The following is a 25541-nucleotide window of genomic DNA, read 5'->3' on the forward strand; positions in this document are numbered from 1 at the left end:
GGACGGAGTTCTTGTGTTTACGTTTGGGTTCAAGGCGTGCACGAAAGCGTGTTTGCGAAGCAAACGCGCGTAGCGGCACCTAGTGGCAGTAGTGATAATTGTAGGAAACGTGGTTGGATAATGGAGGCAACTGTTGATGCCAAACAGAGTAACCCTGAACGAAGTCCTTCAGTTTATTAAAGATACCGACCAAGATGCTTTGATCGCGTTGACTGCACACGCGATGTCAGAAGTCTCAGTTCATCAAACGACTACACACCTTCGGGTCATAGAAGAATTGTCGCCAGAAGTTCGCGAAGAGTGGTTTAGCGCCTTCGATAACTTCCCAGATCCTGCATAGTCCAGACTATAAAATTGCTGACATCGCGTAATCAATCTCAGCATCTCAATTTCAAACTGAATTGCCGTAGGGTGCGCATTTACTGCGCACCATTCCCCGAAAATCGACCGACCATTGGTGCGCAGTAAATGCGCACCCTACGCGGCCCAGCGTCCGTTTCTGATGTCGCGGTGAATGGATGAATACGGCCAGTCACGCGGATCGGGCACCAACCCGTGTTTCACCGGGTTGATCAGACAATACCGGATCGCATCTGCCTTGTCCGATTCCGTCCGCAGGTGATGTTCCCAAAACCGGCGTTGCCAGATGCCCCGCTCGCGCCTGAGAATATGGCTTGGGCGGCGGCGGACCGCCGTTACTTGCCGCGAAAACCGCGCTTTGATGACACTCCACCGTTTTGAATAGTCGCAATCCCCAACGGGCAGTGTCCAGACGGCGTGGATGTGATCTGGCAATACCACCCAGGCGGCGATGTCAAACGGATGATCTGCGTGCGTCAGGCGCACGGCACTGCGCAGATGATCGATGTGACCAACCAATGAACCCCCGGCACAAGGCGAAAGCCTGACCGTGAAAAAGATGGAAGCGCCGGGAATACGCGGCCTGATGTAACTGGACATACCGAAAGGATATGCATTCGATGGTTAACTTAGGGTGTGCGTTTATCGCGCACTGTGCAGATGTCAGTTGCGGGCGCGCGGTGAGCAGTGAATGCGCACCCTACAGGCACAAAAAAGGCCGCTGAAACAACGGCCCTTCGGATATTAGATGTATGCAGACTACAACAAATACGCCCACACAAACATCACCGGCAGCGCGCAAGCAAATGCGATCATGAACAGTTTCGCCGCATGGCTCACCTTGCCGAACAGCCCGTCGCCCAGTGCCCCTTCGCCGTAGTTCATGGCCGCGGACATCACGACATAGCCGCTTTTCTCCCGTTCGATCTTGGACCGGTTGATCGACGCCATCGCCGCTTGATACCGCGCGTCCTGGCGGGTTTGCTCTTCGAGGTCTGGTTGCAGATTTTCCATACGTGTCATGTGGTGCGCTCTCCCGTGTTGGCAAAGAAGATGGGGCAAATTCCGCTCAAATCCAGCACCCGCGACAAAAAAGGCCAACCCGCAGGCTGGCCTTTGCTCAATCGGCGATTGCCGGTGTTAATTCAGTGCTTTGTCCGTGATCTGGTGCGTCCATGCCCCTTCGGGTGCCGCAGAAATCACCGGGTCCGAGCCGCCCGACAGCAGCGATTGCACGGTGCGCTCGTAATCCGCAGGGGACAGCGCGCCGTTGGAGCCAGCGGTCAGCTTGGCCACTTCACCCATCATCCGCTTCTGGTGCTTTTCGGTCTGCGCGCCGGTCTCATCATATTCCAGCACGATTTCGGCGGCTTCATCCGGGTTGGCTTCGGCGTATTTCCAGCCCTTCATCGACGCGCGCACAAAGCGGACCATCTTGTCCTCGAACGCAGGGTCGGTGAGGTTTTCCTCAAGCACATACAGCCCATCTTCGAGCGTCGCGACACCGTTGTCTTCGTATTTGAAAACCGTCAGCTCTTCGGGCGTCAGCCCTGCGTCGATGACCTGCCAATATTCGTTGTAGGTCATGGTCGACACGCACGCGGCCTGTCCGTTCACGATTGGGTCGACGTTAAAGCCCTGCTTCAGCACCTCGACCCCGTTTTCCGAGCCATCCGTTGGAATTTCAAGCTGGCTCATCCACGACAGGAACGGGAATTCGTTGCCGAAGAACCAGACACCCAGCGTCTTGCCGGGGAAATCCTCGGTCGTCTCGACCCCTGCATCCTTGCGGCAGGTCAGCATCATGCCGGACGATTTGAACGGCTGCGCGATGTTGACCATGGGCAGGCCCTTTTCGCGGGCGGCCAGCGCGGCGGGCATCCATTCCACCGTCACGTCAGCACCGCCACCGGCCAGCACCTGCGTAGGCGCGATGTCGGGCCCGCCGGGTTTGATGGTGACGTTCAGGTCTTCTTCTTCGTAGAAGCCCTTTTCAAGCGCCACGTAATAGCCCGCGAACTGCGCCTGCGTGACCCATTTCAGTTGCAGCGTGACGTCGTCCGCCGCCATGGCCCCTGTTGCGGTCAGCGAAAGTGCTGCCAAAGTTGCTTTGATCTTCATGATACCCTCCGAGGTTGGTTTTGTTATCCGCGTTGTGATGGGTGCCAGAAGGTCACCCGCTTTTCGATCCAGGCCACGATGCCGTAGAATGCCGTGCCCGCCAAGGCGGCGACGGCGATTTCAGCCCAGACAAGGTCGATGCTCAAGCTTCCCACGCCGGTCGAGATGCGGAAGCCCATGCCGCGTGTGGGAGAGCCGAAATATTCGGCAACGATGGCCCCGATCAGCGCCAGTGTGGTGGCGATTTTCAAGCCATTGAAGATGAAGGGCATGGCCGCAGGCAGTCGCAGGCGCAAAAGCGTTTGCCAATACCCGGCAGCATAGGTGCGCATCAGGTCGCGCTGCATCGCTGACGCTTCGTTCAGGCCCTGCACCGTGTTCACGAGGATGGGGAAGAACACCATCACCACGACCACTGCGGCCTTGGACTGCCAATCAAAGCCGAACCAGTTCACCATGATGGGCGCGATGCCGACGATGGGCAGGGCCGCGACAAAGTTCCCGATGGGCAGCAAGCCCCGCGTCAGGAAGGCAGACCGGTCGATCAAAACGGCGGCGATCAGGGCGGCAATCGCCCCGATGGCAAAGCCACGCAAAGCGCCCTTGACCACTGTTTGCTGAAAGTCAGTCCACAGGATGTCGGTGGATGCCGCAAACGTCTGCGCCACTGTGGACGGGGCGGGCAGGATGACCGGAGAGATGCCGAAGGCGTTTACCAGCGCCTCCCACACCAGCAACAGGGTCAGGCCAAAGATCACCGGAACCGCAATGCGGATTGCCCGGCTTTCCTTGCGACCAGCCAGCCACATGTTGAGCGCCCAGCCCCCCAGCCAAAGTACCAGCGCAAGGATCAGCCAGCTCATGGTGCCATCCCCATGCGTTTCAGCGTCACCCGCTGCGCAAGATCAAGCAGGGTGACCAGCGCCCCCGCCAACACGGCCGCAGCAAACAGGGCCGACCAAATGGCGAGGGGTGTTCCAAACTGATCCCCGATCAGAATACGGGCACCAAGGCCAGAGATCGCACCGGTTGGCAGCTCACCCACGATCGTCCCGACAAGAGCGGCGGCAATGCCAACCTTGAGCGACGTAAAAAGGTACGGCACCGAGGCTGGCAACCGCAGGCGCAGGAAGCTTTGCAGCCCGGTGGCATTGTATGTCCGCAACAGGTCAAGCTGCGCAGGTTGCGGTGCGCGCAAGCCTTTGACCATGCCCACAAGAACCGGAAAGAAGCACAGATAGGCCGAGATGATCGCCTTCGGCACCCCACGCCCCTCGATCCCGACCTGCGACGACAAGACGATGATCATCGGCGCCAGTGCCACAATGGGAATGGTCTGACTGATGATCGCCCATGGCATGAGGCTCAGCTGTGCGGTCCGGGAATAGACAATCGCCACAGCTCCAACGATGCCCAGAAGCGTGCCCAATGCAAAGCCCCAAAGCGTCGATTGCAATGTGATCCACCCGTGATAAATCAACCCACGTTTGGAGAAAGGCCGCCCCTTCTGCACCATCTCCCCCGTGGTCTTCCAAAGCTCTTGACCCACTTGGCCCGGCGTGGGCAACCGTGGCCGCTCCAGTGCATACCCCAAGGCCACATGATCTGAATTGTCCAGCATCAAGCGCCAGACCGACACGGCGCGCCGGGGCACGGACCCTTCGGGCACAACCACCTCTCCTGCCCGCTCCGCCTGATCCAGTGCAACGCGCACATTCATCGGTGCGACAGCCAGATACCAGATGCCGACGATCACGGCCAAAACAGTGAAGACGGGCACCAGGTTCTTCACGCCCTTATCCTCCAGCAAAAAGCCAGAGTGGCAGATGCCAGTGCTGCACCTCCAAGACCGCCAAAAAACAGTTGCGAGAACCAGCCGTCAGAGCAATTTGCAGTCGCGTTCCAATTCGCTTTTGGAATGTCAGCACATCCTCGAAACAAGAAGTCTGACCTTGCGGCTGAAGCGATCAAAGCGCACGTGAGGGCCAAAACCAACAGGATGACACCAGACGCCGTTTGCACCGCCTTAGTCATAGGCATGCCCCGCACGCAGCCCATCCCGCACCCGATGCGCAATCTCCAGAAACTCCGGGCTTTCGCGAATGTCCAAGGGGCGTTCCTTGGGCAATGTGCTTTCGATGATATCCGTGATCCGCCCGGGCCGCGGTGACATGACCACGATCTTGGTCGAAAGATACACCGCCTCCGGGATCGAGTGGGTGACAAAGGCAATAGTCTTTTCGGTCCGCGCCCAAAGCTGCAAAAGCTGTTCGTTGAGGTGATCGCGAACAATCTCGTCCAGCGCGCCAAACGGCTCATCCATCAGCAGAATATCCGCATCAAAGGCCAGCGCGCGGGCAATCGAGGCCCGCTGCTGCATGCCGCCTGACAATTGCCAGGGAGACTTCTTCTCGAAGCCTGCAAGCTCCACCAACTCCAGCGTCCGCGCCACCCGGTCGGCAATATCGGCCTTGGAATACCCCATGATTTCCAACGGCAAGGATATGTTCCGCCCAATCGTCCGCCACGGATACAGCCCCGCCGCTTGGAACACATACCCGTAAGCCCGCGCCTTGCGCGCCGCCTCAGCCGTTGTTCCGTTTACGGTGATGGACCCGCCTGTGGGTTGTTCCAGATCCGCCATGCAGCGCAGGAAGGTGGTCTTGCCGCAGCCCGAAGGTCCGATGAAAGACACGAAGTCGCCCTTGGCAATGTCCAGCGACACGCCCTTCAGCGCGTGCACAGGGCCGTCATTGGTCTGGAACGTCAGATTAAGGTTCTGAGCGGAAATCACGTTTTTAATTGTCATGCGTTTTCGGCCATCGCGGGTGATACGGTCCAAACCAGAAAGGCGGCTGCCATTGCAATAAGAATGATTGCTATGATCTCAGTGCGCGCAAGACTTCCTTCCCCGCCAATTGTCCCGAAAACCTCTCCGTAGAAGCGCGCACTCAGAACGGCCCCAAATCCAGATGCAGTCCCGGCGGCAAGCACGGCACTCAGGCGCGTTGGAACGCCCAACGACCTTAGGCCCCACACAAGCGGCAAAAAGATCCCGAACACAGGTATGGCTGACCAGATCGCAACCATGATGGCTGTGCCGATGATCACCAGCGGGAACACCATTGGCGCTTCATCAGATCCAAGCATCTGCGGAATGAAGTTGATGCAGCTCAGGACGAGCAGACCGATGGAATATGCCACCACCGCCCTCAAGAACAACACCCGTCCGAAGGTACTACCCAAGCCCCCACACCTAAATCCCCGCCGGAATGTTCAACGGATCCCGCTCGATCATCTTGGGCGCGGTCAGCGCCTTCCACTTCGACAGCGCCACCGATGCGCTCGGGAACGCAGGCCGCGGCACGAACTTGCCCCGCCCCGGCGCGGGCTGCGAGTTTTGCCCCCAGGCCCAGATCACCTCACCCCGGCTGAGTGTATAGCGCGACTGCGCCTTCACTTCGAACCCTTCGAACACGTTGTAGTCCAGCACCGAATGATGGTTGGCGGGGCTGATCGTCTTGGTGATCTTCGGATCCCACACCACGATGTCCGCATCCGCTCCTTCCACAATCGCCCCCTTCTTGGGGTAGATGTTCAGGATCTTGGCGACATTGGTCGACGTGCTCGCCACAAACTCATTGGGCGTCAGGCGCCCGGTCTCGACCCCTTCGGTCCAAAGCACGGCCAACCGTTCCTCCAACCCGTTGGACCCGTTGGGAATGATCCGGAAATCATCCCGCCCCGCCCGCTTCTGGTCTGTGTTGAACGCCGCGTGGTCCGTCGCCACCACCTGCAGCGACCCCGCCTGCAGGCCCGCCCAAAGCGAATCCTGATGGTCCTTCGACCGGAACGGTGGCGACATCACGCGGCGCGCCGCGTGGTCCCAGTCCTTGTTGAAATACTCAGACTCATCCAGCGTCAGGAACTGGATCAGCGGCTCGCCATAGACCCGCATCCCCTTCTGCCGTGCGCGCCGGATCGCCTCGTGCGCCTGCTCGCAGGAAACGTGCACGATATAGAGCGGCACACCCGCTGCATCCGCGATCGTAATGGCCCGGTTCGCCGCTTCCCCTTCGAACTCTGGTGGACGACTATACGCATGGCCCTCCGGCCCCGTGATCCCCTGGTCGAAATACTTCTGCTGCATCTCGGCTACCAGATCGCCGTTCTCCGCATGCACCATGGGCAGTGCGCCCAACTCGGCGCAGCGTTTGAAGGACGCGAACATCTCGTCATCCTCGATCATCAACGCGCCCTTGTAGGCCATGAAATGCTTGAAGGAATTGACGCCCATATCGACGGCATCCTTCATCTCGTCAAAGATGTTCTCGTTCCAGCCGGTGATCGCCATGTGGTAGCCAACGTCGGAACAGATCTGCGGCGCGGACTTGCGATGCCATTCGTTGATCGCGTTCTTGATCGACCCATCGGCACCCGGCAGACAGAAATCCACGATCATCGTTGTCCCGCCAACAGCCGCCGCCCAAGTGCCGGACTCGAAGGTCTCCGCCGCGGTCGTCCCCATAAACGGCATCTCAAGATGCGTATGCGGATCAATCCCGCCGGGGATGACATAAGCCCCCTCGGCATCGATGTACTCATCTCCCGACAGGTCCTCACCGATCTGCTTGATCGTCTCACCCTCGACCAGCACATCGGCCTTCCAGGTCCGGTCCGCCGTGCAGACCATCCCGCCTTTGATTACCTTGGTCATGTCATCGCTCCTCTGTCAGCCAATTCTCTTGGCCAGAAATATCCCGGGGTCTGGGGCAGAGCCCCAGTCAGACGCTTGCAAAGCACCCCAGCGCTGGCCCATGCACGCCGATGTCCAAGGGCCCGAAGTCACTCTCTACACATAACGAGAAGTACCCCGCGCGCGGCAAGTATACCACGCGGTAGGCCCCATCGTTGCGCGTCACGGTCCAACAGCGCTGCGTGATGCCGCCGCTAAAATTAACCGTTGTCTCAAAGGGGTGCACCAAGGCATCTTCAAACGCCTGCACCAGGGCCCTGTCAGCCTCGGTGCGCCTTGGCGCATCCAGGGCCTCTGCGGCCACCAGATCAGCGATCCGGTCGGCAAGGCTCAGATCAGGGTTGATCACCCGACGATCTCCGCCGTCTCGACAACCGCATGCATCAGCACATCTGTGCCAGCCGATGCCCACTCCTTTGAGATTTCTTCGGCCTCATTGTGGCTGAGCCCGTCCACGCATGGACACATCACCATGGCCGTGGGGGCCACCTGATTGATCCAGCAGGCGTCGTGTCCGGCCCCCGAAATGATGTTCTGGTGCGAGTATCCCAGCCGTTCCGCCGCAGAACGTACCGCAGTGACGCAGCCTTCGTCAAAGGCGACAGGATCAAACCCACCCACTTTCTCAAAGGCAATGGTCAGCCCCATCTCGTCCGCAATTGTCTGACCTTCGGTGCGCAGCCGCGCTTCCATATCCTCGATCACGCTCAGGTCCGGCGACCGCAGGTCAACGGTAAAGACCACTTTGCCCGGGATCACGTTGCGCGAATTCGGGTAGACATCGATATGCCCGGCGGCGCCCACAGCGTGCGGCGCATGGGACCAGGCAATCTCGTCCACCTTCTCCAGCACCCGCGCCATGCCCAGACCCGCATTCTTGCGCATCGGCATTGGGGTTGATCCAGTGTGGCTGTCTTTGCCTTCAATTGTCACCTGCGTCCACGACAGACCCTGCCCGTGCGTGACAACGCCGATGTCCTTGCCCTCAGCCTCAAGGATCGGGCCCTGTTCGATGTGCAGCTCGAAAAAGGCGTGCATCTTGCGCGCGCCGACATCCTCATCGCCGCGCCAACCAATGCGTTTCAACTCATCGCCAAACTTTTTCCCGTCCGCATCCTCACGATCATACGCCCAATCCTGCGTATGAATGCCCGCGAACACGCCCGAAGACAGCATCGCTGGTGCGTATCGCGTGCCCTCTTCATTGGTGAAGTTGGTCACGACAATCGGGTGCTTCGTCTTCACATCCAGATCATTCAGGGTGCGGATGATTTCCAAACCGCCAAGCACGCCCAGAACCCCATCGTACTTGCCGCCGGTCGGCTGCGTATCAAGATGGCTGCCCACATAGACCGGCAGCGCGTCCGGGTCCGTCCCCTCGCGACGTGCGAACATGTTGCCCATCTGGTCCAGCCCCATGGTACAGCCCGCGGCCTCACACCACGACTGGAACAGGGCGCGGCCTTCTGCGTCTTCATCGGTCAGGGTCTGACGGTTGTTGCCCCCAGCCACGCCGGGGCCGATCTTGGCCATCTCCATGAGGCTGTCCCACAGCCGTTCACCATTGATCCGAAGATTTTCGCCCGGTGCCGCCATGTGATGTCCCCTTTTGCCGATGGTCGATAACTTTTTGACCAATTGGTAAAGCTACGATTGCCAGACAGCCCATTTCTGTCAAGAACTGGTTTAGCCCGATTTGCCCAACACGGGTGCAATTGCCTAGAGTTGCGGCACCAGACACGAACAGGACGCCCCATGCCCGAAGGGACAGAAAAGAAGCCGAGCCGCATCCAGATGCGCAACCGCAGCCTGATCCTGGATGCGGCGCTTGATGTATTCTCGGTCCACGGGTTTCGCGGCACAACTTTGGATCAGATCGCAGAGGCGGCCGGGCTGTCGAAGCCGAACATCCTGTACTACTTTTCCGGCAAGGAAGAAATTCATGTCACCTTGCTGAACCAGTTGATGGAGACATGGCTGGACCCGCTTGTCGAGATGGATGCCGATGGCGACCCGCTGGAGGAATTGCTGGCCTATGTACAGCGCAAGCTGGACATGGCGCGCGACCTGCCCCGCGAAAGCAGGCTGTTCGCCGGTGAGATCATTCAAGGCGCGCCGCGGATGCTGCCGCATCTCGAAGCGGGTTTGAAGCCACTCTTCGATGAGAAATGCGCCGTGATCCAGCGTTGGATCAATGAGGGCAAACTCGCGCCGGTGGATCCGCGGCACCTTGTGTTTTCGATCTGGTCAACGACCCAACACTACGCGGACTTTGACACGCAAGTCCGGGTTTTGATGGGCGGCGATCCACATGACAGTGCGCGCCAGTATCTGGTCCAGCTTTTCAGCAGGCTGCTCACACCTTGAGAGTTCATTAACCAGAATCATGAACGGTTACGGCATGTATTTGGCCCAACGTGCACCACCCAATGATGCCTGGATCGACCAGTTGTTTTCGTCCAAGGCCGCGCGCAAGGGGGCCGTCGTGCGGCGTTCTCTGGCTTGGGTTCATCGTGAGGTTGGTCGCGCAGAGTTCGAGGCCGAAGTGCGCAAACGCGGCTATCACCTGATCGAGACCGCCGACCAATTGGTGGTTGTCTGCCACAACGGTCCGATCCGCCTGCTCTTCTAAACACATTCGCAGGGTTTTCCCGCGCCCGAGATTTTTCGTACGAAAAATCTATTCCGCCGCGCGCGCCGCAGGATTGTTTGGATGCGTGGTCCAGTTGGCATACTCCGGTTCAACCGTCTTGCCCGTCCTTGGGTCCGTCTGGCCGGGTTCCATCGCCTCCATCGTGATGCAGTTTTCGACAGGGCACACGTTGACGCACAGGTTACACGCCACGCACTCATCATCGATCACTTCGAACACGCGCTCATCGGACATGGAAATTGCCTGATGCGAGGTGTCCTCGCAGGCCGCAAAACAGCGACCGCACGAAATGCACAGATCCTGATTGATCTTCGCCTTGGCCACGTAGTTCAGGTTCAGATACTGCCAGTCCGTCACGTTCGGCACGGCAGCGCCGCGGAAATCATCGATGCTGGCGTGACCCTTTTCATCCATCCAGTCGGACAGGCCGCTGATCATCTCCTGCACCACCTTGAAGCCGTATGTCATGGCGGCCGTGCACACCTGCACATTGCCACAGCCCAGCGTGATGAACTCCGCCGCGTCCCGCCACGTCGTGATCCCACCGATGCCCGAGATCGGCAGGCCACGAGTGTCCTCTCCGCGCGCGATTTCCGACACCATCGACATGGCGATGGGCTTGACCGCAGGCCCGCAATACCCCCCATGCGATCCTTTCCCATCAATAGACGGTTCGGGCGACATGCTGTCGAGGTCGACGGATGTGATCGAGTTGATCGTGTTGATCAGGCTGACCGCATCTGCCCCGCCAGCCTTGGCGGCGGCGGCTGGTTTACGGATATCGGTGATGTTGGGTGTCAGCTTCACGATGACGGGTTTCGAATAGTACTGCTTGCACCACCGCGTGACCATCTCGATGTATTCGGGCACCTGGCCCACCGCAGCACCCATGCCGCGCTCACTCATCCCGTGCGGGCAGCCAAAGTTCAGCTCGATCCCATCCGCGCCTGTGTCTTCGACCAGTGGCAGAATGGCTTTCCACGCCTCTTCTTCGCATGGCACCATGATCGACACGATCATCGCGCGGTCAGGGTAGTCCGCCTTGACGCGCTTGATCTCTTCGAGATTGGTGTAAAGGTCACGATCGGTGATCAATTCGATATTGTTCAGACCCAAGAGCCGCCGGTCCGCCCCGTAGATCGCGCCATAGCGGGGGCCGTTGACGTTCACCACCGGCGGCCCCTCGGACCCAAGCGTCTTCCAGACGACACCGCCCCACCCGGCCTCGAATGCGCGACGGACGTTGTATTCCTTGTCCGTGGGCGGGGCCGAGGCCAGCCAGAACGGATTTGGGGATTTGATCCCGACGAAATTGCTTTGCAAGTTTGCCATCTGTCGTCCTCCGCTCAGCCCATCAGGCTTGCATGAATGTCCATCGCCGCGTCGCGCCCTTCGGCCACGGCAGTCACTGTCAGGTCGTCGCCGCCGGTCGCACAGTCGCCGCCTGCCCAGATGCCATCCATGGATGTGCGCCCGGTCTCCGTCACAGCGATCTTACCACGTTCAAGCGCAGGCAGGGACTCACCCTCCAGCGTTTGGCCGATGGCGCGCAGCACCTGATCGGCAGGAATCCGTACCATTTCGCCGGTGCCGGTCATATCATCGTTCACGTATTCAAATTCGATCTCGCGCACCGCGCCATTGCCGTGCAGTGCCTTGGGCACGACATGTGTCGTGATCCGCACGCCCTTGGATGCGGCCAAATCCTGCTCGAACACGCTTGCGTTCATGCGATCCCGCCCACGACGGTAAGCCAATGTCACATTCAAGGCACCCAGCAGCTTGGATTGCACGGCCGCATCCACGGCGGTCATCCCGCCACCGATGACCACCACATCGCGGCCAACAGGCAGGGCACCCAGATCACCTGACTGGCGCAGGTCCGCGATGAAGTCGACGGCATCCAAAACGCCTTCCTTGTCGCCACCGTCAACCGTCAGGGCATTTACGCCGCCCAGTCCCATGCCAAGAAACACAGCGTCAAAGCCAGTTGTCAGCTTTTCAAGCGCAACGTCGCGACCCAACGCAGTGTCGTGGTGAAGCGTGATGCCCCCGATCTTGAGCAGCCAATCGACCTCTTCCTGCGCAAAGCCTTCGGGTGTCTTGTAGGCCGCGATCCCGTATTCGTTCAGCCCGCCGGGCTTGGGTCGTGCATCATAGACAGTCACATCGTGGCCCAGCATCGCCAAGCGGTGCGCACAGGACAGACCCGCAGGCCCCGCCCCCACGACAGCCACGGACTTGCCGGTGGCCGCAGCACGGGTGAAAGGATGCACCCCCTGCTCTTGCAAGTGGTCGGTCGCATAGCGCTGCAATTGCCCAATCAGGACAGGCTTGCCCTCGGCCAATTCGCGCACGCACGCCTCTTCGCACAGCGTTTCTGTGGGGCAGACCCGGGCGCACATGCCCCCCATGATGTTCTGCGTCAGGATCGTCTTGGCCGCCGCGTCCGGCGTACCGGTGGCGATCTGGCGAATGAAAAGCGGAATATCGATATCCGTGGGACACGCCGTGATACAGGGCGCGTCATGGCAGAAATAGCAGCGATCCGCCGCCACAAGCGCCTCGTGTGCGTCCAAAGCCGGGTGCAGGTCCGAAAAATTCTCGGCATATGCCGCGTCGTCCAAACGGCCCGCCGCCACACCCGGTGAGAAAGGAGATTGCGTCATGTCCGCTCCATCGCAACAATCATTCGCCTGAAACGGTCTCACAGGTTCAAAATTTTATCAACTGGTAAAAAAGCGTTCGCAAGCCCGAAAAAGCATTGCCGCACAAAGAAGCGGCAGACCGCCGGAAATCCCGAAACCACCCGGAAAACCTTGCAATGCACCAAAACAGTGCCATATTTTTCCCTGCTACATCATCTATCGACCCACTGCTCCTTTCGGCTCAGTCACTTCGATCTTATGACAACGCCAAGGCTGCCGCATAACGCGGGCAGCACATCTTAGGAGTAACGACGATGGCCAACGGCACCGTCAAATGGTTCAACACCACCAAAGGCTACGGCTTCATTGCACCGGAATCCGGCGGCAAAGACATCTTTGTCCACATCTCGGCAGTCGAGCGTTCGGGCCTCACCGGTCTGGCCGACAACCAGAAAGTGACATTCGACCTGGAATCCGGCCGTGACGGTCGCGAAAGCGCGGTCAACATCGCACTGGCCTAAGCCACACGCGATACCAGAATTCGAGGCGGTGCACTTCACGGTGCGCCGCCTTTTCCTTTTGCGAGTGTCGGAGCTTCCCGCAGGGTTTTTTTGAAACAGGGAAGTAGATGGGCTGCTTCACTTAAAAATGGCGTCGCGCAGCGGCCTTTGGATCACGGGCCGTCCCAGTTGACGTCGCCGGCCTCTTCAATGTGCAACCGGCCCTCCGGCCAAGGGACCATCAGGGCCTTGGCCGCCTCCAGATCGTCTCCCATCCATGTGGTCAGATCGGCACGCTCCAACAGCACGCCCATGCGGTGGTGGATCGGAGCCACGTCGGCATTGGGTTCACAGGTCACGGCAGCCACTTGCGGCACCTCCAAACCACCGGGCGCGGTCCAGAGATCGGTGATGGCCGCAAAATACAAAAACCCACCGTCCTTGGGGCCAATCCGCCAGGCCGTTTTCTTGCGTTTCTCACCGGTCCATTCATACCAGCCATTCACCGGGATGACGGCACGGCCCACACCATCAAAGGCCGTCTTGTCAAAGACTGTCTCGGACCGCGCATTGATGATCTGCTCCATCACCGGGCGTCCGCGTGCATTGACGCGCCCCACCGGGACGATCCCCCAACGCATCCGTTTGAGCGCGCCATCGAATACGACAATTTCCTGACCGGGTGCGATGTTCTGGCGGGCAGGTTCGTTGCCAACTGTCCCCGCAGGAACACCAAGGGCGGCGGTCAGGTCCGACACCGGATCGGTGAGGAAGAACCGCCCCGGCACCTTCAGTCCACCCGTGCAATCAGGTCTTGAACACTGGGGCCTACACCCTCGACAATCCGCGCAACGCCGTCTGCGTTCGGGTGTATGCCGTCCGGCTGCATGAAACTGCGCACAGCAGCCGGGTCCGTGTCCGGCCCACCAAGACCCGCAAAGAAGCTTTCAAGGTAAAGCGTGCCGAACTGCGCCGAAATCTCTGGATACATCGCATCAAAAGCCTGCTTGTACTCGGGTCCGTAGTTGCCGGGCGCCTGCATGCCCACCACAAGCACCTCGACACCTGCCGCGTTGGCCGCCTGCACAATCCCTTCGAGGTTGGCGCGGCTCACCTCCGGCCCGATCCCGCGCAACAGGTCATTGCCGCCCAAGGTCACGATCATGGCATCCACATCGGGCGTGAGGGTCCACGCCACACGGCTCAGCCCCCCTTGGGTCGTGTCACCGGACACGCCCGCATTGATCAGGTCAACGTCATGGCCCTCCGCCTCCAGCCACGCCTCAAGTTGTGGCACAAACCCCTGTTCGACAGGAAGCCCGTACCCCTGGGTCAGGCTGTCCCCCAAAGCGGCGATGGTCACCGTCTCGGCCGACACCAACCCGGCCCAAAGACTGACGACAATTGCACCGGTTACCTTGCCCATGCTGATCCGATCTCCATATGACCTCGTAGATGATATAAAGGCCGCCTTGCATGTCCGATCCAGCCCTATCCCTCAAAAATGCAGCACTCAGTCTCGATGGCAATGCCGGGCGGGTGGATATCCTGCACGGCATCACGCTGGATGTGATGAAGGGAGAGACGGTCGGTCTGGTGGGTCCATCGGGTTCGGGCAAATCATCCCTGCTCATGCTGATGGGCGGGTTGGAACGGGCGACCGGCGGCTCAATTATGGCGTTGGGGCAGGACCTGACGGCCATGAATGAAGACGCGTTGGCCCGGTTTCGGCGTGGGCACATGGGCGTTGTCTTCCAGTCTTTTCACCTGATCCCCACGATGACGGCGCTGGAAAATGTCGCGACACCGCTGGAGCTTGCGGGCGTGCGCGATGCGTTTGACCGGGCCGAAGCTGAATTGGACGCTGTGGGGCTGGCCCATCGCAGCGGCCACTATCCCAGCCAGATGTCAGGCGGCGAACAGCAACGCGTGGCCCTCGCCCGCGCCCTTGTCACAAGGCCCGACATTTTGTTGGCGGATGAGCCCACAGGCAACCTTGATGGGGCAAACGGACAAGCGATCATGGACCTGCTTTTTGACCTGCGGGACCGGCACGGGGCGACACTCGTGTTGGTGACGCACGCCCCGGAACTGGCCGCGCGCTGCGACCGCGTGATCCAACTGGCCGATGGCCGGACCCTTGGACCGATGAAAGCCGCCGCAGAATGAGCCTTGCCACCTCTGCCCGTTTTGCCCGCCGCGAGTTGCGGGGCGGCCTGCGCGGCTTTCGCATCTTTCTGGCGTGCCTCGCCCTTGGGGTCGCCGCGATTGCCGCTGTCGGGTCCGTCCGCTCCGCCATCGAGGCTGGCTTGGCACGCGAAGGCGCGGCGCTGTTGGGCGGCGATGCCGAGATGGACTTCACCTACCGCTTTGCCAGCGACGCGGAACGCGCCTGGATGGAAGACGTGGCCGACGACGTGTCTGAAATCGCGGACTTCAGATCCATGGCCGTGGTCGAGCGCGGGGGCGAGACCGAACGCGGTCTCACGCAAATCAAGGCCGTCGACAGCGCCTACCCCCTCGTTGGCGCGGTTGAGCTTGATCCCGCGATGTCCTTGCCAGACGCATTGGCCGGAACCGGTGGGCGACCCGGCGCGGTGATGGAACGCGCGCTGATCGACCGGCTTGGGCTGGCTGTGGGTGACGTGTTTCGGCTTGGAACACAGGACTTTGTGCTGATGGCGACGCTGGCACGCGAACCGGACAGCGCGGCGGGCGGCTTTGCCCTTGGACCGCGCACCATCGTGTTGCGGACATCGCTTGAGAACGCGCAGCTGTTGGCGGCTGGCACGCTGTTCAATTCCAAATACCGGCTCAAACTGCCAGCCGGCACTGATCTGGAAGCATTGGAAACGCAGGCCCGCGATCAATTCGAAGCGACCGGAATGCGCTGGACGGATGCGCGCAACGGCGCACCGGGTGTGGCAGAGTTCGTGGACCGGTTGGGCGCATTTCTGGTGCTTGTCGGCTTGTCCGGCCTTGCCGTGGGCGGTGTCGGAGTGTCAGCCGCCGTGCGCGCGTATCTGGCGGGCAAGACAAGCGTCATTGCCACCTTGCGCACATTGGGGGCAGAACGCAGCACGATCTTTCAAACCTATTTCATCCAGATTGGTGCCCTTTCGCTTCTGGGCATTGTCATCGGTCTGGGACTCGGTGCCCTTGTGCCCATCGCCCTTGCCCCGGTGATCGAGGCGCGGCTGCCGATCCCGGCCAGCTTCGCACTCTATCCCGTTCCCCTGATTGAGGCTGCAATCTATGGCCTGCTCACGGCCTTTGTCTTTACGCTGTGGCCGCTGGCACGGGCCGAGGATGTCCGTGCAGCCACCCTGTTCCGCGACGCGCTGGACAAGGCACGGCTCTTGCCCCGCGCGGGCTACCTGCTTTGGATCGCCGCTGGTCTGGGTGCGTTGATCGGCTTGGCGGGTGTCTTTTCCGGCACATGGCGGCTGACACTGTGGACGGCTGGCGGCATCGCCTTTGCGCTGGGTCTGCTGGCACTTGCGGCCACTTTGATCCGCTTTCTGTCACGCGTACTCGCGCCACGGGCCAAGGGGCGGCCTGCCATGCGGTGGGCGCTTGGGGCCATCTCGGGCACACGCGAAGGGGCCGCTTCCGTGGTCTTGTCGCTGGGTCTTGGCCTGTCGGTCCTGGCCGCCGTGGGGCAGATCGACGGCAATCTGCGCAACGCCATCTCCGGCAATCTGCCCGAGGTCGCGCCCAGCTATTTCTTCGTCGATATCCAGCGCGACCAGATGGCAGGCTACACCGAGCGGTTGGAAAACGATGCGGGCGTCAGCCGCATCGACAGCGCGCCGATGCTGCGCGGCATCATCACCCAGATCAATGGCCAACGGGCCGCAGACGTCGCAGGCGATCACTGGGTCCTGTCGGGCGACCGGGGCATCACCTATTCCGAAACCCCGTCCGAAAACACACGCATCACCGACGGTGCATGGTGGCCCGAGAACTACTCAGGCGCACCGCAAATCAGCTTTGCCGCCGAAGAGGCCGAAGAGATGGGCCTGTCCATCGGCGACAGCATGACCATCAACATCCTTGGCCGCGACATCACCGGCACGATCACATCCTTCCGCGAGGTCGACTTTTCCACAGCCGGCATCGGCTTCATCCTGTCGATGAACCCGAGCGCCTTGCAGGGCGCGCCACACACATTCATTTCGACCGTCTATGCGACGGACGGGGCAGAAACCCAGATCCTGCGTGACATCGCCAATGCCTATCCCAACGTGACGGCCATCCGCGTGCGCGACGCCATCGACCGGGTCAGCGAAGTGCTGTCCGGACTGGCCGCGGCCACCTCCTACGGCGCGGCGGCCACCCTTCTGACCGGCTTTCTGGTCTTGATCGGGGCAGCCGCTGCGGGCACCCAAGCGCGCACCTACGAAGCCGCCGTTTTGAAAACACTGGGGGCCACCCGCCGTCGCATCCTGATCAGCTTTGCAACCCGGGCCGCCCTTCTTGGCCTTGGTGCCGGGGCCGTGGCACTGGCCGCAGGCATTGCAGGCGGATGGGCCGTCAGCAATTTCGTCATGGAAACGGATTTCACGGTGATCTGGCCCTCAGCCCTTGCCATCATCATCGGTGGGGTCACGGCAACCCTTCTTGCCGGTCTCGCCTTTGCCTGGGGTCCGCTCGCCGCGCGCCCCGCCCAGGTTCTGCGCGGGCGCGAATAAGCCCCGTTGCGGCGGTGCAGCAAGACATGGCACATCTATCGCGCGCAATGGAATCAAGGACCCGCCCGATGACCGATCAATTGCCCATGGCCGTCACAGCGCCCCTGTCACAGGCGCAGAAAACCCAGATCATCAACCTGATCCGTCGCGCCGCCCGGGCCGAGATCATGCCCCGCTTCCGCCGCCTCGACGCAGGTGACATCGACACCAAGAAGGACGAAACCGATCTGGTGACGCAAGCCGATACTGCAGCCGAGGCGATGATCACGCGCGGTCTGCAAATGGCCTTCCCCCACGCCCTCGTCATCGGGGAAGAAGCCGTATCCGCCAAACCAGACCTGCTGAACGGCGTGGGTGAGGCGGAACTGTGCTTTATCATCGACCCCGTGGACGGCACGTGGAACTTCGCCAAGGGCATGCCGCTCTTTGGCACGATGGTGTCGGTGTGCCGGTTCGGACAGCCCGTCTTTGGGCTGATCTACGATCCCGTCGGCAACGATCTGATCATGGCCGACAACACCAGCCCCGCCCAATGGCTCACCCAAACGGGCCGGGTGCGCGCCATCCAGACAGCCAAGCCAAAACCGCTCGATCAACTGGCGGGGTACATGCACATCCGGCTGATGCCCCCCGCGGATCGCGCCCTCATGTGGACCAAGGTGGGAGCCATCGCCCATGCCGGGTCACTGCGCTGTTCGGCCCATGAATACCGACTGGTCGCAACCGGAGCGGTGGACTTCGTGCTGTCCGGCCACCTGAACAGTTGGGACCATGCCGCGGGCGTGCTCATCTGCCAGCAGGCGGGCGGCAAGGCGGCGATGCTGGACGGATCGGACTACAACGCCACGGTCGACAGCGGCTACTTGCTGACCGCGTCGTCCGAACAAGTGTGGGAGATCGCCGCCCGGCAGTTCGGCGACCTGATGTCAGACGCATGACGCCCTGGTTCTTCGGCTATGGCAGCCTCGTCAACCGCGCCACGCACGACTACCCGCAGGCGCAACAGGCCACGCTGCGAGGCTGGCGACGCACATGGGTGCGGACCGCGTTGCGCGACGTGGTGTTTCTGTCGGTGCACGAGGCGCCGGGGCACAGCATCGACGGGCTGATCGCCTCCGTCCCGGGCGCGGATTGGGCAGCACTTGATCAGCGTGAAAGCGGGTACAACCGGATCGACGCCAGCCATGCCGTGCATCACGGGGCAGATGCAGGCGACATTGCCGTCTACCAGGTGCCACAAGAATCCCAACGCATGGGCGGCGATCACCGCATCCTTCTCAGCTATCTCGACGTCGTGGTGCAGGGCTTTGTGCGCGAATTCGGTCAGGCGGGCGCAGAGCACTTCTTTGCCACCACCGACGGGTGGGAGACACAGGTGCATGACGACCGCGCCGCTCCGCTCTATCCCCGCGCTCAGGTGCTGACGGCGCAGGAACGGGCGCTCACCGATCGCCTACTTGCGCAGGTTCAGTAGGGACAAAAGCCGCCCCTCGCGGGCAAAGCTGTCACGCGTTACATCGCCGCCTTCCGCTGCGATCACGCGGCGCGCCAACACCCACGCAACGCTGCCAAAGACGACACCTGCCAACGCCTGCCCGATCAGCACCCCCGGTGCCCCAAAAAGCTGCGCGCCGATCCAGACCAACGGGATCATAGCGACCGTATTGCGCCCCCAATTCATCCACGTGGAATAAAATGGGTGGCCCAGATTGTTGAACGCCGCATTGGCCACAAACAACACACCATTGAAGAAAAATAGCAGCGCAAGTGGGCCGCAGAACAGGAACACCAATTGCCGGGTCAGCCCCGTAGCGGCAAACAGATCAGCAATCGGCCCCCGCAGCACAAACAGCGCCCCCGCAATCACGAAAATCACAACCCCGGCAAAGATCAGCGCCGCGTTGAACCCCGACCGCACCCGGTCATGCCGCCCCGCGCCAAAGTTCTGACCAAGGATCGGCCCGACAGCACCCGACAGGGCAAAGATCACGGCGAAGGACAATGGCATAAGGCGCCCGACAATGGCCATCCCCGCCACGGCCTCCAGCCCGTATTGGGCCATGGAGCGCGTGACAATCGCCTGCCCCACGGGCGTCGCAAACTGGGTCAGGATGGCCGGAAACCCAATCGTCACAAGCGGCGGCAGGTCCCCGATCATGCCCGGTAGATCGGGACGCGGCAGGCCCCCATGATGGCGCAGGATCGGCAACAGGGCCGCAGCGCCAATCGCCACACGGGCCGCCACGGATGCAAGGGCGGCCCCGGTCAGGTCCAGCCCAAAGCCAAAGATCAGGATCGGATCAAGCACCGCGTTGACACCGCCACCCCAGATGGTCGCCATCATGGCCCGCCGCGCATCGCCATAGGCGCGCAGAACGGCGCTGCCCATCATGCCCACCACAAGAAATGGCAGCGAGGGAACGATGATCTGCAGATACCCCTCGGCCAGCGCCGCCGTCTCTCCGGTCGCACCGATCCAGGACACGAAGGTCGGGATGTTCCACCAGACAAAGGCGGAAAACAGCACGCCAAAGCCCACACCATAGGCCAGCCCATGCGCACTGCGCGATTTGGCCCGATCCGTATCGCCAGACCCAAGATCGCGCGCCACAAGCGCGCCGACAGCAATCGCCATGCCAATGGAAAAGGACGTGGTGAAAAACAGGATCGACCCGGCGTATCCCACAGCGGCAGCAAGTTCCGCCTTGCCTAGCATCGAGATGAAAACCATGTCGATGAAGTCCACCAGAAACACTGCCATCAACCCGATGGTCGAGGTCAGGGACATCACACTCACATGGCGCAAAAGCGACCCGGACAGGAACTTTGCCTGCCCGTCAGCCACGGCCGGATTCCTTCATCTTGCCAGGAAAGCTCCACCCCATTGCCCGGCAGGCGGCTGTGCCGCCATAAGGGGAGGGCCGCTTTGTCAAAGCGCCCCCCGCACGCATCAGGCGCGGGCCTTCACAACCTGCAAGAGCGGCATCAGTGACGCCATGTCAGGCCCATGCCGCTGCCCGGTCAGGGCCATCCGCAAGGGCATGAAGAGCCCCCGTCCCTTGCGACCCGTCGCGGCTTTGACGGCACCGGTCCATTCACCCCACGTGCTTGCATTGAACGGGCCATCCGGCAGCATTGCCATGGCTTCGGCCACGAAATCCTTGTCCTCATCCTCGATCACCGGATCGGTACCATCACGGCACAACGCCCACCACGGCGCGATGTCGGCGCGGGTGTCGATGTTTTCGCGGATGACGGACCAGAACGCGTCTTGCTGATCCGACGGCACTCCGGCGGCATCAAGGTCAGACTGCACCGCCTCGACGGGCAGCGACTGCAAATACCGGGCGGTGAGCGGATTGATATCGGCCACGTCAAACTTGGTTGGTGCCGTGCCGAAATGACCAACGTCAAAGCCGTCAATCAGGCTTTCCATATCCATGCGCAACTCGACCGGATCAGACGACCCAAGGCGTGCAAGCAGGCTCAGGATCGCCATCGGCTCAACCCCGTTGTCGCGCAGATCGCGCAAGGCCAGCGTGCCCAGACGTTTGGACAACGCCTCGCCTTGCGGGCCGGTCAACAACGAATGGTGGGCAAAGCTGGGGGCCGTGCCGCCCAAGGCTTCGATGATCTGAATTTGCGTGGCGGTGTTGGTCACGTGGTCCGATCCACGCACCACATGGGTCACGCCCATTTCGGTGTCATCGACCACCGACGCGATGGTATACAGCACTTGCCCATCGCCCCGGATCAGCACGGGGTCCGACACGCTGGCCGCATCAATGCTCACATCACCGATGATCCCATCGGTCCATTCAATGCGCTCGTGGTTCAACTTGAACCGCCACACGCCTTGGCCACGCTCTGCGCGCAGGGCCGCCTTTTCATCATCGCTCAGCGCAAGTGCTGCCCGGTCATAGACCGGCGGTTTACCCATGTTCAGCTGTTTCTTGCGCTTCAGGTCCAGCTCGGTCGGCGTCTCGAAGGCCTCGTAGAACCGGCCAATCTCACGCAGTTTGTCAGCGGCAGCGGCATAGCGATCCAGCCGCTCGGACTGACGCTCCACCCGGTCCCAATGCAGGCCCAGCCACTCCAGATCCTGTTTGATCGCATCGACATATTCTTCCTTCGACCGCTCTGGGTCCGTGTCGTCGATGCGCAGGATGAACGTCCCACCGGCCTTGCGCGCGATCAGGTAGTTCATCAGGGCCGTCCGCAGGTTTCCCACATGGATGTAGCCGGTGGGGGACGGGGCGAAACGTGTGGTGGTCATGGCAGTCTCCGAAGGTTGCGCCTGCCTTGTCACAGGGGCCGCGCCTTGTCCAGTTAAGCGCGGTCCCGCACCGGCCAATGGGTCGCCAGATCACGCAACCCGGCGGCGATCAATTCTCCCAGCACATCCATGTCCACCCGTGCCAGCCGGGTGATGTACAAACAGGACTTGCCCTTCGAATGCGGCCCCAGACGATCCAGGATGGGCGCGAAATCGGCATAGCCCGGCATGATATAGACGCTCAGCTTGGCCTTGCGCGGCGCAAAGCCTGTTGCCATCCATGTCCCGGACCGACCCGAAGCATAGGTGTAATCATACGCACCATAGCCCACGATACCGCCGGTCCAGACCTGCGCCTCAAAACCCGTCACACCGCGAAACAGAATGTCCAGCGCCCGCGCCTCGTCCCGGCGCAGCTCTGGTTCGACATCCGTGACCCAATCTTCGAACGGGGCCGCCAGTACCTTGGTTTTCGGCTCGGACATGGGACCTCTCGCAAAAATGAACAGACCACCGTGCGTTGTGACGCGTGACTATGCGGCAGGCGGGCTATGTTGTGGTTCTCTGACAGGAAGGATAACACCCATGTCCACACCCCCCAAATTCAACCGCCGCACGGCGCTGATGAGTGCAGCAGCGCTGCCTTTGGCCGCCGCAACCGCCACGCAGGCACGCGCCGCCGCCCCGATGCTTGGCGTGGCCCAGGCCCCGTTTCGCCGCGTAAAAGTCGGCAATTTCGAGGTGACCACGCTGCTGGCGGGCACACGGTCCGTTGACGACCCGCACAGCATCTTCGGCATGAACGTCGATAAGGAAACGTTCGACGGCGTGTCGGCAGAGGCGGGCCTGTCCACGGACGCGGCCCAGTTCTTCTTTACGCCGACGCTTGTGAACAACGGGTCGGAACTGGTGCTGTTCGACACCGGCCTGCAAGGCGCAGGCACCGTCGCCGCGATCGAGGCGGCAGGCTACACCGCAGATCAGGTGGACAAGGTTGTCATCACGCACATGCACGGCGACCATATCGGCGGCATCTCGACCGATGGCACACCGACCTTCGCCAACGCCGCCTACATGACAGGGGCGACCGAGTTTGATGCGTGGTCGGGCACCGGAAACGAGAACTTCGATGGCAAAGTGGCTCCGCTGGCCGAACAGTTCACCATGCTGGACGATGGCGGGTCCGCCGCGTCCGGGATCACGGCCATGGCCGCCTTCGGGCACACGCCGGGGCACATGGTCTACATGGTCGAAGACGGCGGCACGCAGCTGGTGATTGGCGCCGATTTTGCCAATCACTATGTCTGGTCTCTGGCCCATCCCGATTGGGAAGTGCGGTTCGACATGGACAAGGAAGCCGCAGCCGCGACACGCAAGAGCCTGCTTGACATGATGGCCACCGACCGCACCGCGTTTATCGGCTATCACATGCCATGGCCCGGTATCGGCTATGTCGTTGGCAACGGCGAAGGCGGCTACCGGTACGAAGCACATAGCTATCAGCTGATGCTTTGACCGGCGGGGCGGAGGACACCTCCGCCTTACAGTTTGAAAGACAGGACAAGGCGGACCAACAGGTCCGCCTTACACTTTTCCAGCCACGCGCAACCGATCCCAGGCATAGCTCAGAAAACTGCGGCGGAACGAATGACCGCCCGGAAACGTGCAAAATTCAAGGACATCGCCTGCCGCATTGTCCTGACGCTGACAGCTGAGATCGTCTAGTGCCTCGCTGGTCTGAACGCCCCCGAACGCGCCCAAATCCCGGTACATCGCCAGAACTGCGGCCACATCGCCTTGGGTCGTGTCGCCAATCGGGCGGCCCGACAGGGGCACGGTGCGATCTGCGGTGCCATGGATGTGGATCACGCTGGCCGGGGCGGTGCACGTGTCGGGTGGGCCTTGCCAGAAGGTGCCCGACACCGGGGCAAAGCCTGCAAACAGGCCCGGCCGGTTGCACGCCAATTCCCACGTCACCATGCCACCTGCCGAAAACCCCGACATCATGATCCGGTCCGGGTCGACCCTGAAGCGCGTGGTGATATCCTCCACCACCGCATCGAAATACGCCATTTCGGTCGCGCCGGTGCTGTCCATGTCACTGGGGGAGCCGGGCAAATCCCAGTCCGGTCCTGCCGACTTCACGGCGACAAAGGCAAGGCCCATGTCCGACACCATCCGGCGCATGTTCATGTTGCGCATCGTGCCTTGTGCCGACCCGCGGTAGCCGTGGGCAAAAACAATCGCCCCCACCGGTGTCACCCCATCATGCCCCTCGGGCAGCGCGATCCGATAGTGCCGGTCGCCCAGAACGCAATCGGTGTCGGGGCCGCATGCCATCGCCGGGGCGCTGAGCAACAGTCCGGCAATGCAGGCAGAGAGAAGTCGAGCAATCATGTGTCACGGTCCGGCTTGGCAAAGGGTGTGTCCACCTTGCCCAGCTTGGCGTGTCCCGCAATTCACATGCCCGTGTCCGGCGCTTCAGGCGGCATAAAAGAAACTTGGCGGGTTTACTGTTTGATCACGTGGTTTGAGGCCCAGCCATTTGCGCACCAGCGGGGCGTCACGCTTGCGCAAGACCCGGCGTGCGGTGGCTTGCGCCGGGCGATCCGGGAAACGACCACCAAACGCGTCCTCGAACCGGACATACGCCGCCTCAGACATTACGCCGCGCATGTCGTCACCCAAAAGCAGGCTTTCACTGCATAACCCATGCGCACGAATGACCTCGTGCCGCTCAAACAGCAGGTGAAAATAAGTGACCAGCTTTCTATTTTCGCGCCGGACCTGATGTCCGTCGATCAGATGACCGGCCGGGATCAGCACTTGGGACGCGCCGAAATGCGCTTCGCACCGGGGATCGCTGACAAGAACGCGGTGCTGCAGGGATACGGTCAAGGGCGCCTCGGCCCCCAGCAGACCCGGTTCAAGGATGACAGGCGCGCCGCGCCCCAGCCCGGGCACGGTCGACGACGCGACCCACAACACAGGCTCCGTGCGCCCGTCGCAGGTCGGCACATGGTCGCCCGTCACGATATCATCGATGCGTTTCGGACCTGCCACGGTATCGATCAGCGTGCCGGACGCAAAGCAGGCAAAACTGTATTGCTGCGCATCCTGATCTGTCGTGTAAAACCCGGGCGACTGGCCTTGGTCGAAATTGTCGAAATACCACCCTTCGAGATCGAAATTGGGCGACCAGACAACCTGCACCAAATCGCCCTGCGGATTCAGCCCCTCGAACACGACGGCCCCTTCATTGCCGGTCAGCGGATCGCTGCGGATCACGGTCGCGTTTTCGATCGACGTGCCGCCATTGCCCTGAAACGACAGTGTATAGGTTTCGCCCACCTCGAACAGCCGCGCATCATCATCATCCGCGTGCGAGGTGATCACCAGGTTCTTGGTGGACGTGGGGGGATAGTCGAACGTACTGGTGCCGTCGCCTGAGTTGACGTTGTCATCGGTTGCAGCCGCAAATTCATTGTCTTCTGCGTAAAATGTAAGCGGCATGGTGCACGGGTCCTTTCCCG

General features: G+C 61.3%; 27 protein-coding genes. 8 read left to right on the forward strand and 19 right to left on the reverse strand.

Annotation, left to right across the window (positions count from 1 at the left end):
• Positions 1-477: 477 nt before the first annotated feature.
• The 10 genes from Q1A32_RS03610 to Q1A32_RS03655 form a co-directional block, all read right to left on the reverse strand.
• Positions 478-879, reverse strand: coding sequence for a transposase (locus Q1A32_RS03610; RefSeq protein WP_366141200.1), 402 nt, complete (start codon positions 877-879; stop codon positions 478-480).
• A 240-nt stretch (positions 880-1119) separates the two neighbouring features.
• A complete protein-coding gene (locus tag Q1A32_RS03615) occupies positions 1120-1383 on the reverse strand; it encodes a hypothetical protein (RefSeq protein ID WP_299649649.1) in 264 nt (87 codons plus the stop codon).
• Positions 1384-1500: 117 nt separating this feature from the next.
• Complete coding sequence (locus Q1A32_RS03620; RefSeq protein ID WP_299649652.1) at positions 1501-2481, reverse strand: ABC transporter substrate-binding protein; 981 nt, start codon at positions 2479-2481, stop codon at positions 1501-1503.
• A 23-nt stretch (positions 2482-2504) separates the two neighbouring features.
• Positions 2505-3344 carry an ABC transporter permease gene (locus Q1A32_RS03625; protein ID WP_299649655.1) on the reverse strand — a complete coding sequence of 280 codons (840 nt, stop codon included), beginning with the start codon at positions 3342-3344 and terminating at the stop codon, positions 2505-2507.
• A complete protein-coding gene (locus Q1A32_RS03630) occupies positions 3341-4273 on the reverse strand; it encodes an ABC transporter permease (protein ID WP_299649658.1) in 933 nt (310 codons plus the stop codon). Before Q1A32_RS03630 ends, Q1A32_RS03625 begins: the two co-directional genes overlap by 4 nt.
• Before the next feature lie 234 nt (positions 4274-4507).
• Positions 4508-5290: an ABC transporter ATP-binding protein gene (locus Q1A32_RS03635; RefSeq protein WP_299649661.1), complete on the reverse strand. Its 783-nt coding sequence runs from the start codon at positions 5288-5290 to the stop codon at positions 4508-4510.
• Complete coding sequence (locus Q1A32_RS03640; protein ID WP_299649664.1) at positions 5287-5685, reverse strand: hypothetical protein; 399 nt, start codon at positions 5683-5685, stop codon at positions 5287-5289. Before Q1A32_RS03640 ends, Q1A32_RS03635 begins: the two co-directional genes overlap by 4 nt.
• A gap of 52 nt (positions 5686-5737) precedes the next feature.
• Complete coding sequence (gene hydA, locus Q1A32_RS03645) at positions 5738-7198, reverse strand: dihydropyrimidinase (RefSeq protein ID WP_299649667.1); 1461 nt, start codon at positions 7196-7198, stop codon at positions 5738-5740.
• 67 nt (positions 7199-7265) lie between these two features.
• A complete protein-coding gene (locus tag Q1A32_RS03650; RefSeq protein ID WP_299649670.1) occupies positions 7266-7586 on the reverse strand; it encodes a hypothetical protein in 321 nt (106 codons plus the stop codon).
• Entirely contained in the window at positions 7583-8833 is a 1251-nt protein-coding gene (locus tag Q1A32_RS03655) for a Zn-dependent hydrolase (protein WP_299649673.1), read from the reverse strand. Before Q1A32_RS03655 ends, Q1A32_RS03650 begins: the two co-directional genes overlap by 4 nt.
• Before the next feature lie 159 nt (positions 8834-8992).
• Here Q1A32_RS03655 and Q1A32_RS03660 point away from each other — a divergent pair, with 159 nt between their 5' ends.
• Positions 8993-9604, forward strand: a complete 612-nt coding sequence (locus tag Q1A32_RS03660; protein ID WP_299649676.1) for a TetR family transcriptional regulator C-terminal domain-containing protein — start codon at positions 8993-8995, stop codon at positions 9602-9604.
• Between the two features lie 19 nt (positions 9605-9623).
• On the forward strand, positions 9624-9869 hold the full coding sequence (locus Q1A32_RS03665; protein WP_299649679.1) for an N-(5'-phosphoribosyl)anthranilate isomerase: 246 nt from the start codon (positions 9624-9626) through the stop codon (positions 9867-9869).
• Between the two features lie 48 nt (positions 9870-9917).
• Here the strand turns inward: Q1A32_RS03665 and preA are convergent, their stop codons facing one another.
• Together preA and Q1A32_RS03675 are read right to left on the reverse strand one after the other, a co-directional pair.
• On the reverse strand, positions 9918-11222 hold the full coding sequence (preA, locus tag Q1A32_RS03670; RefSeq protein WP_299649684.1) for an NAD-dependent dihydropyrimidine dehydrogenase subunit PreA: 1305 nt from the start codon (positions 11220-11222) through the stop codon (positions 9918-9920).
• 14 nt (positions 11223-11236) lie between these two features.
• The gene (locus Q1A32_RS03675; RefSeq protein ID WP_299649687.1) at positions 11237-12559 is read right to left on the reverse strand and encodes an NAD(P)-dependent oxidoreductase; all 1323 of its coding nucleotides are present in this window, start codon (positions 12557-12559) and stop codon (positions 11237-11239) included.
• 293 nt (positions 12560-12852) lie between these two features.
• Here Q1A32_RS03675 and Q1A32_RS03680 point away from each other — a divergent pair, with 293 nt between their 5' ends.
• Positions 12853-13059: a cold-shock protein gene (locus Q1A32_RS03680; protein WP_299609442.1), complete on the forward strand. Its 207-nt coding sequence runs from the start codon at positions 12853-12855 to the stop codon at positions 13057-13059.
• A gap of 152 nt (positions 13060-13211) precedes the next feature.
• Here Q1A32_RS03680 and Q1A32_RS03685 read toward each other — a convergent pair whose 3' ends face one another.
• Together Q1A32_RS03685 and Q1A32_RS03690 are read right to left on the reverse strand one after the other, a co-directional pair.
• Complete coding sequence (locus Q1A32_RS03685) at positions 13212-13826, reverse strand: SOS response-associated peptidase (protein WP_299649690.1); 615 nt, start codon at positions 13824-13826, stop codon at positions 13212-13214.
• A gap of 2 nt (positions 13827-13828) precedes the next feature.
• Positions 13829-14464, reverse strand: a complete 636-nt coding sequence (locus tag Q1A32_RS03690) for an arylesterase (RefSeq protein WP_299649693.1) — start codon at positions 14462-14464, stop codon at positions 13829-13831.
• Between the two features lie 50 nt (positions 14465-14514).
• Here Q1A32_RS03690 and Q1A32_RS03695 point away from each other — a divergent pair, with 50 nt between their 5' ends.
• The 4 genes from Q1A32_RS03695 to Q1A32_RS03710 all read left to right on the forward strand — a co-directional run bounded on the left by Q1A32_RS03695 (position 14515) and on the right by Q1A32_RS03710 (position 19206).
• The gene (locus Q1A32_RS03695) at positions 14515-15207 is read left to right on the forward strand and encodes an ABC transporter ATP-binding protein (RefSeq protein WP_299649696.1); all 693 of its coding nucleotides are present in this window, start codon (positions 14515-14517) and stop codon (positions 15205-15207) included.
• Positions 15204-17732: an ABC transporter permease gene (locus Q1A32_RS03700; RefSeq protein WP_299649699.1), complete on the forward strand. Its 2529-nt coding sequence runs from the start codon at positions 15204-15206 to the stop codon at positions 17730-17732. Before Q1A32_RS03695 ends, Q1A32_RS03700 begins: the two co-directional genes overlap by 4 nt.
• A gap of 68 nt (positions 17733-17800) precedes the next feature.
• Positions 17801-18670 carry an inositol monophosphatase gene (locus Q1A32_RS03705; protein WP_299649702.1) on the forward strand — a complete coding sequence of 290 codons (870 nt, stop codon included), beginning with the start codon at positions 17801-17803 and terminating at the stop codon, positions 18668-18670.
• A complete protein-coding gene (locus Q1A32_RS03710; RefSeq protein ID WP_299609426.1) occupies positions 18667-19206 on the forward strand; it encodes a gamma-glutamylcyclotransferase family protein in 540 nt (179 codons plus the stop codon). Before Q1A32_RS03705 ends, Q1A32_RS03710 begins: the two co-directional genes overlap by 4 nt.
• On the opposite strand, the gene Q1A32_RS03715 is transcribed toward Q1A32_RS03710, so the two are convergent.
• The 3 genes from Q1A32_RS03715 to Q1A32_RS03725 form a co-directional block, all read right to left on the reverse strand.
• The gene (locus tag Q1A32_RS03715; RefSeq protein WP_299649705.1) at positions 19186-20577 is read right to left on the reverse strand and encodes an MATE family efflux transporter; all 1392 of its coding nucleotides are present in this window, start codon (positions 20575-20577) and stop codon (positions 19186-19188) included. The genes Q1A32_RS03710 and Q1A32_RS03715 overlap by 21 nt on opposite strands.
• 105 nt (positions 20578-20682) lie before the next feature.
• Positions 20683-22008 carry a glutamate--tRNA ligase gene (gene gltX, locus Q1A32_RS03720; RefSeq protein WP_299649708.1) on the reverse strand — a complete coding sequence of 442 codons (1326 nt, stop codon included), beginning with the start codon at positions 22006-22008 and terminating at the stop codon, positions 20683-20685.
• A gap of 53 nt (positions 22009-22061) precedes the next feature.
• Positions 22062-22493, reverse strand: a complete 432-nt coding sequence (locus Q1A32_RS03725) for a DUF1801 domain-containing protein (protein ID WP_299649711.1) — start codon at positions 22491-22493, stop codon at positions 22062-22064.
• Between the two features lie 100 nt (positions 22494-22593).
• Here Q1A32_RS03725 and Q1A32_RS03730 point away from each other — a divergent pair, with 100 nt between their 5' ends.
• Positions 22594-23523 carry an MBL fold metallo-hydrolase gene (locus Q1A32_RS03730; protein ID WP_299649714.1) on the forward strand — a complete coding sequence of 310 codons (930 nt, stop codon included), beginning with the start codon at positions 22594-22596 and terminating at the stop codon, positions 23521-23523.
• 69 nt (positions 23524-23592) lie between these two features.
• Here the strand turns inward: Q1A32_RS03730 and Q1A32_RS03735 are convergent, their stop codons facing one another.
• Positions 23593-24405, reverse strand: coding sequence for a PHB depolymerase family esterase (locus Q1A32_RS03735; protein ID WP_299649717.1), 813 nt, complete (start codon positions 24403-24405; stop codon positions 23593-23595).
• A gap of 84 nt (positions 24406-24489) precedes the next feature.
• Positions 24490-25521 carry a Hint domain-containing protein gene (locus tag Q1A32_RS03740; RefSeq protein ID WP_299649720.1) on the reverse strand — a complete coding sequence of 344 codons (1032 nt, stop codon included), beginning with the start codon at positions 25519-25521 and terminating at the stop codon, positions 24490-24492.
• Between the last annotated feature and the right edge of the window lie 20 nt (positions 25522-25541).

Origin of the sequence: uncultured Tateyamaria sp. (assembly GCF_947503415.1) — a bacterium.
Taxonomy (GTDB): Bacteria; Pseudomonadota; Alphaproteobacteria; order Rhodobacterales; family Rhodobacteraceae; genus Tateyamaria.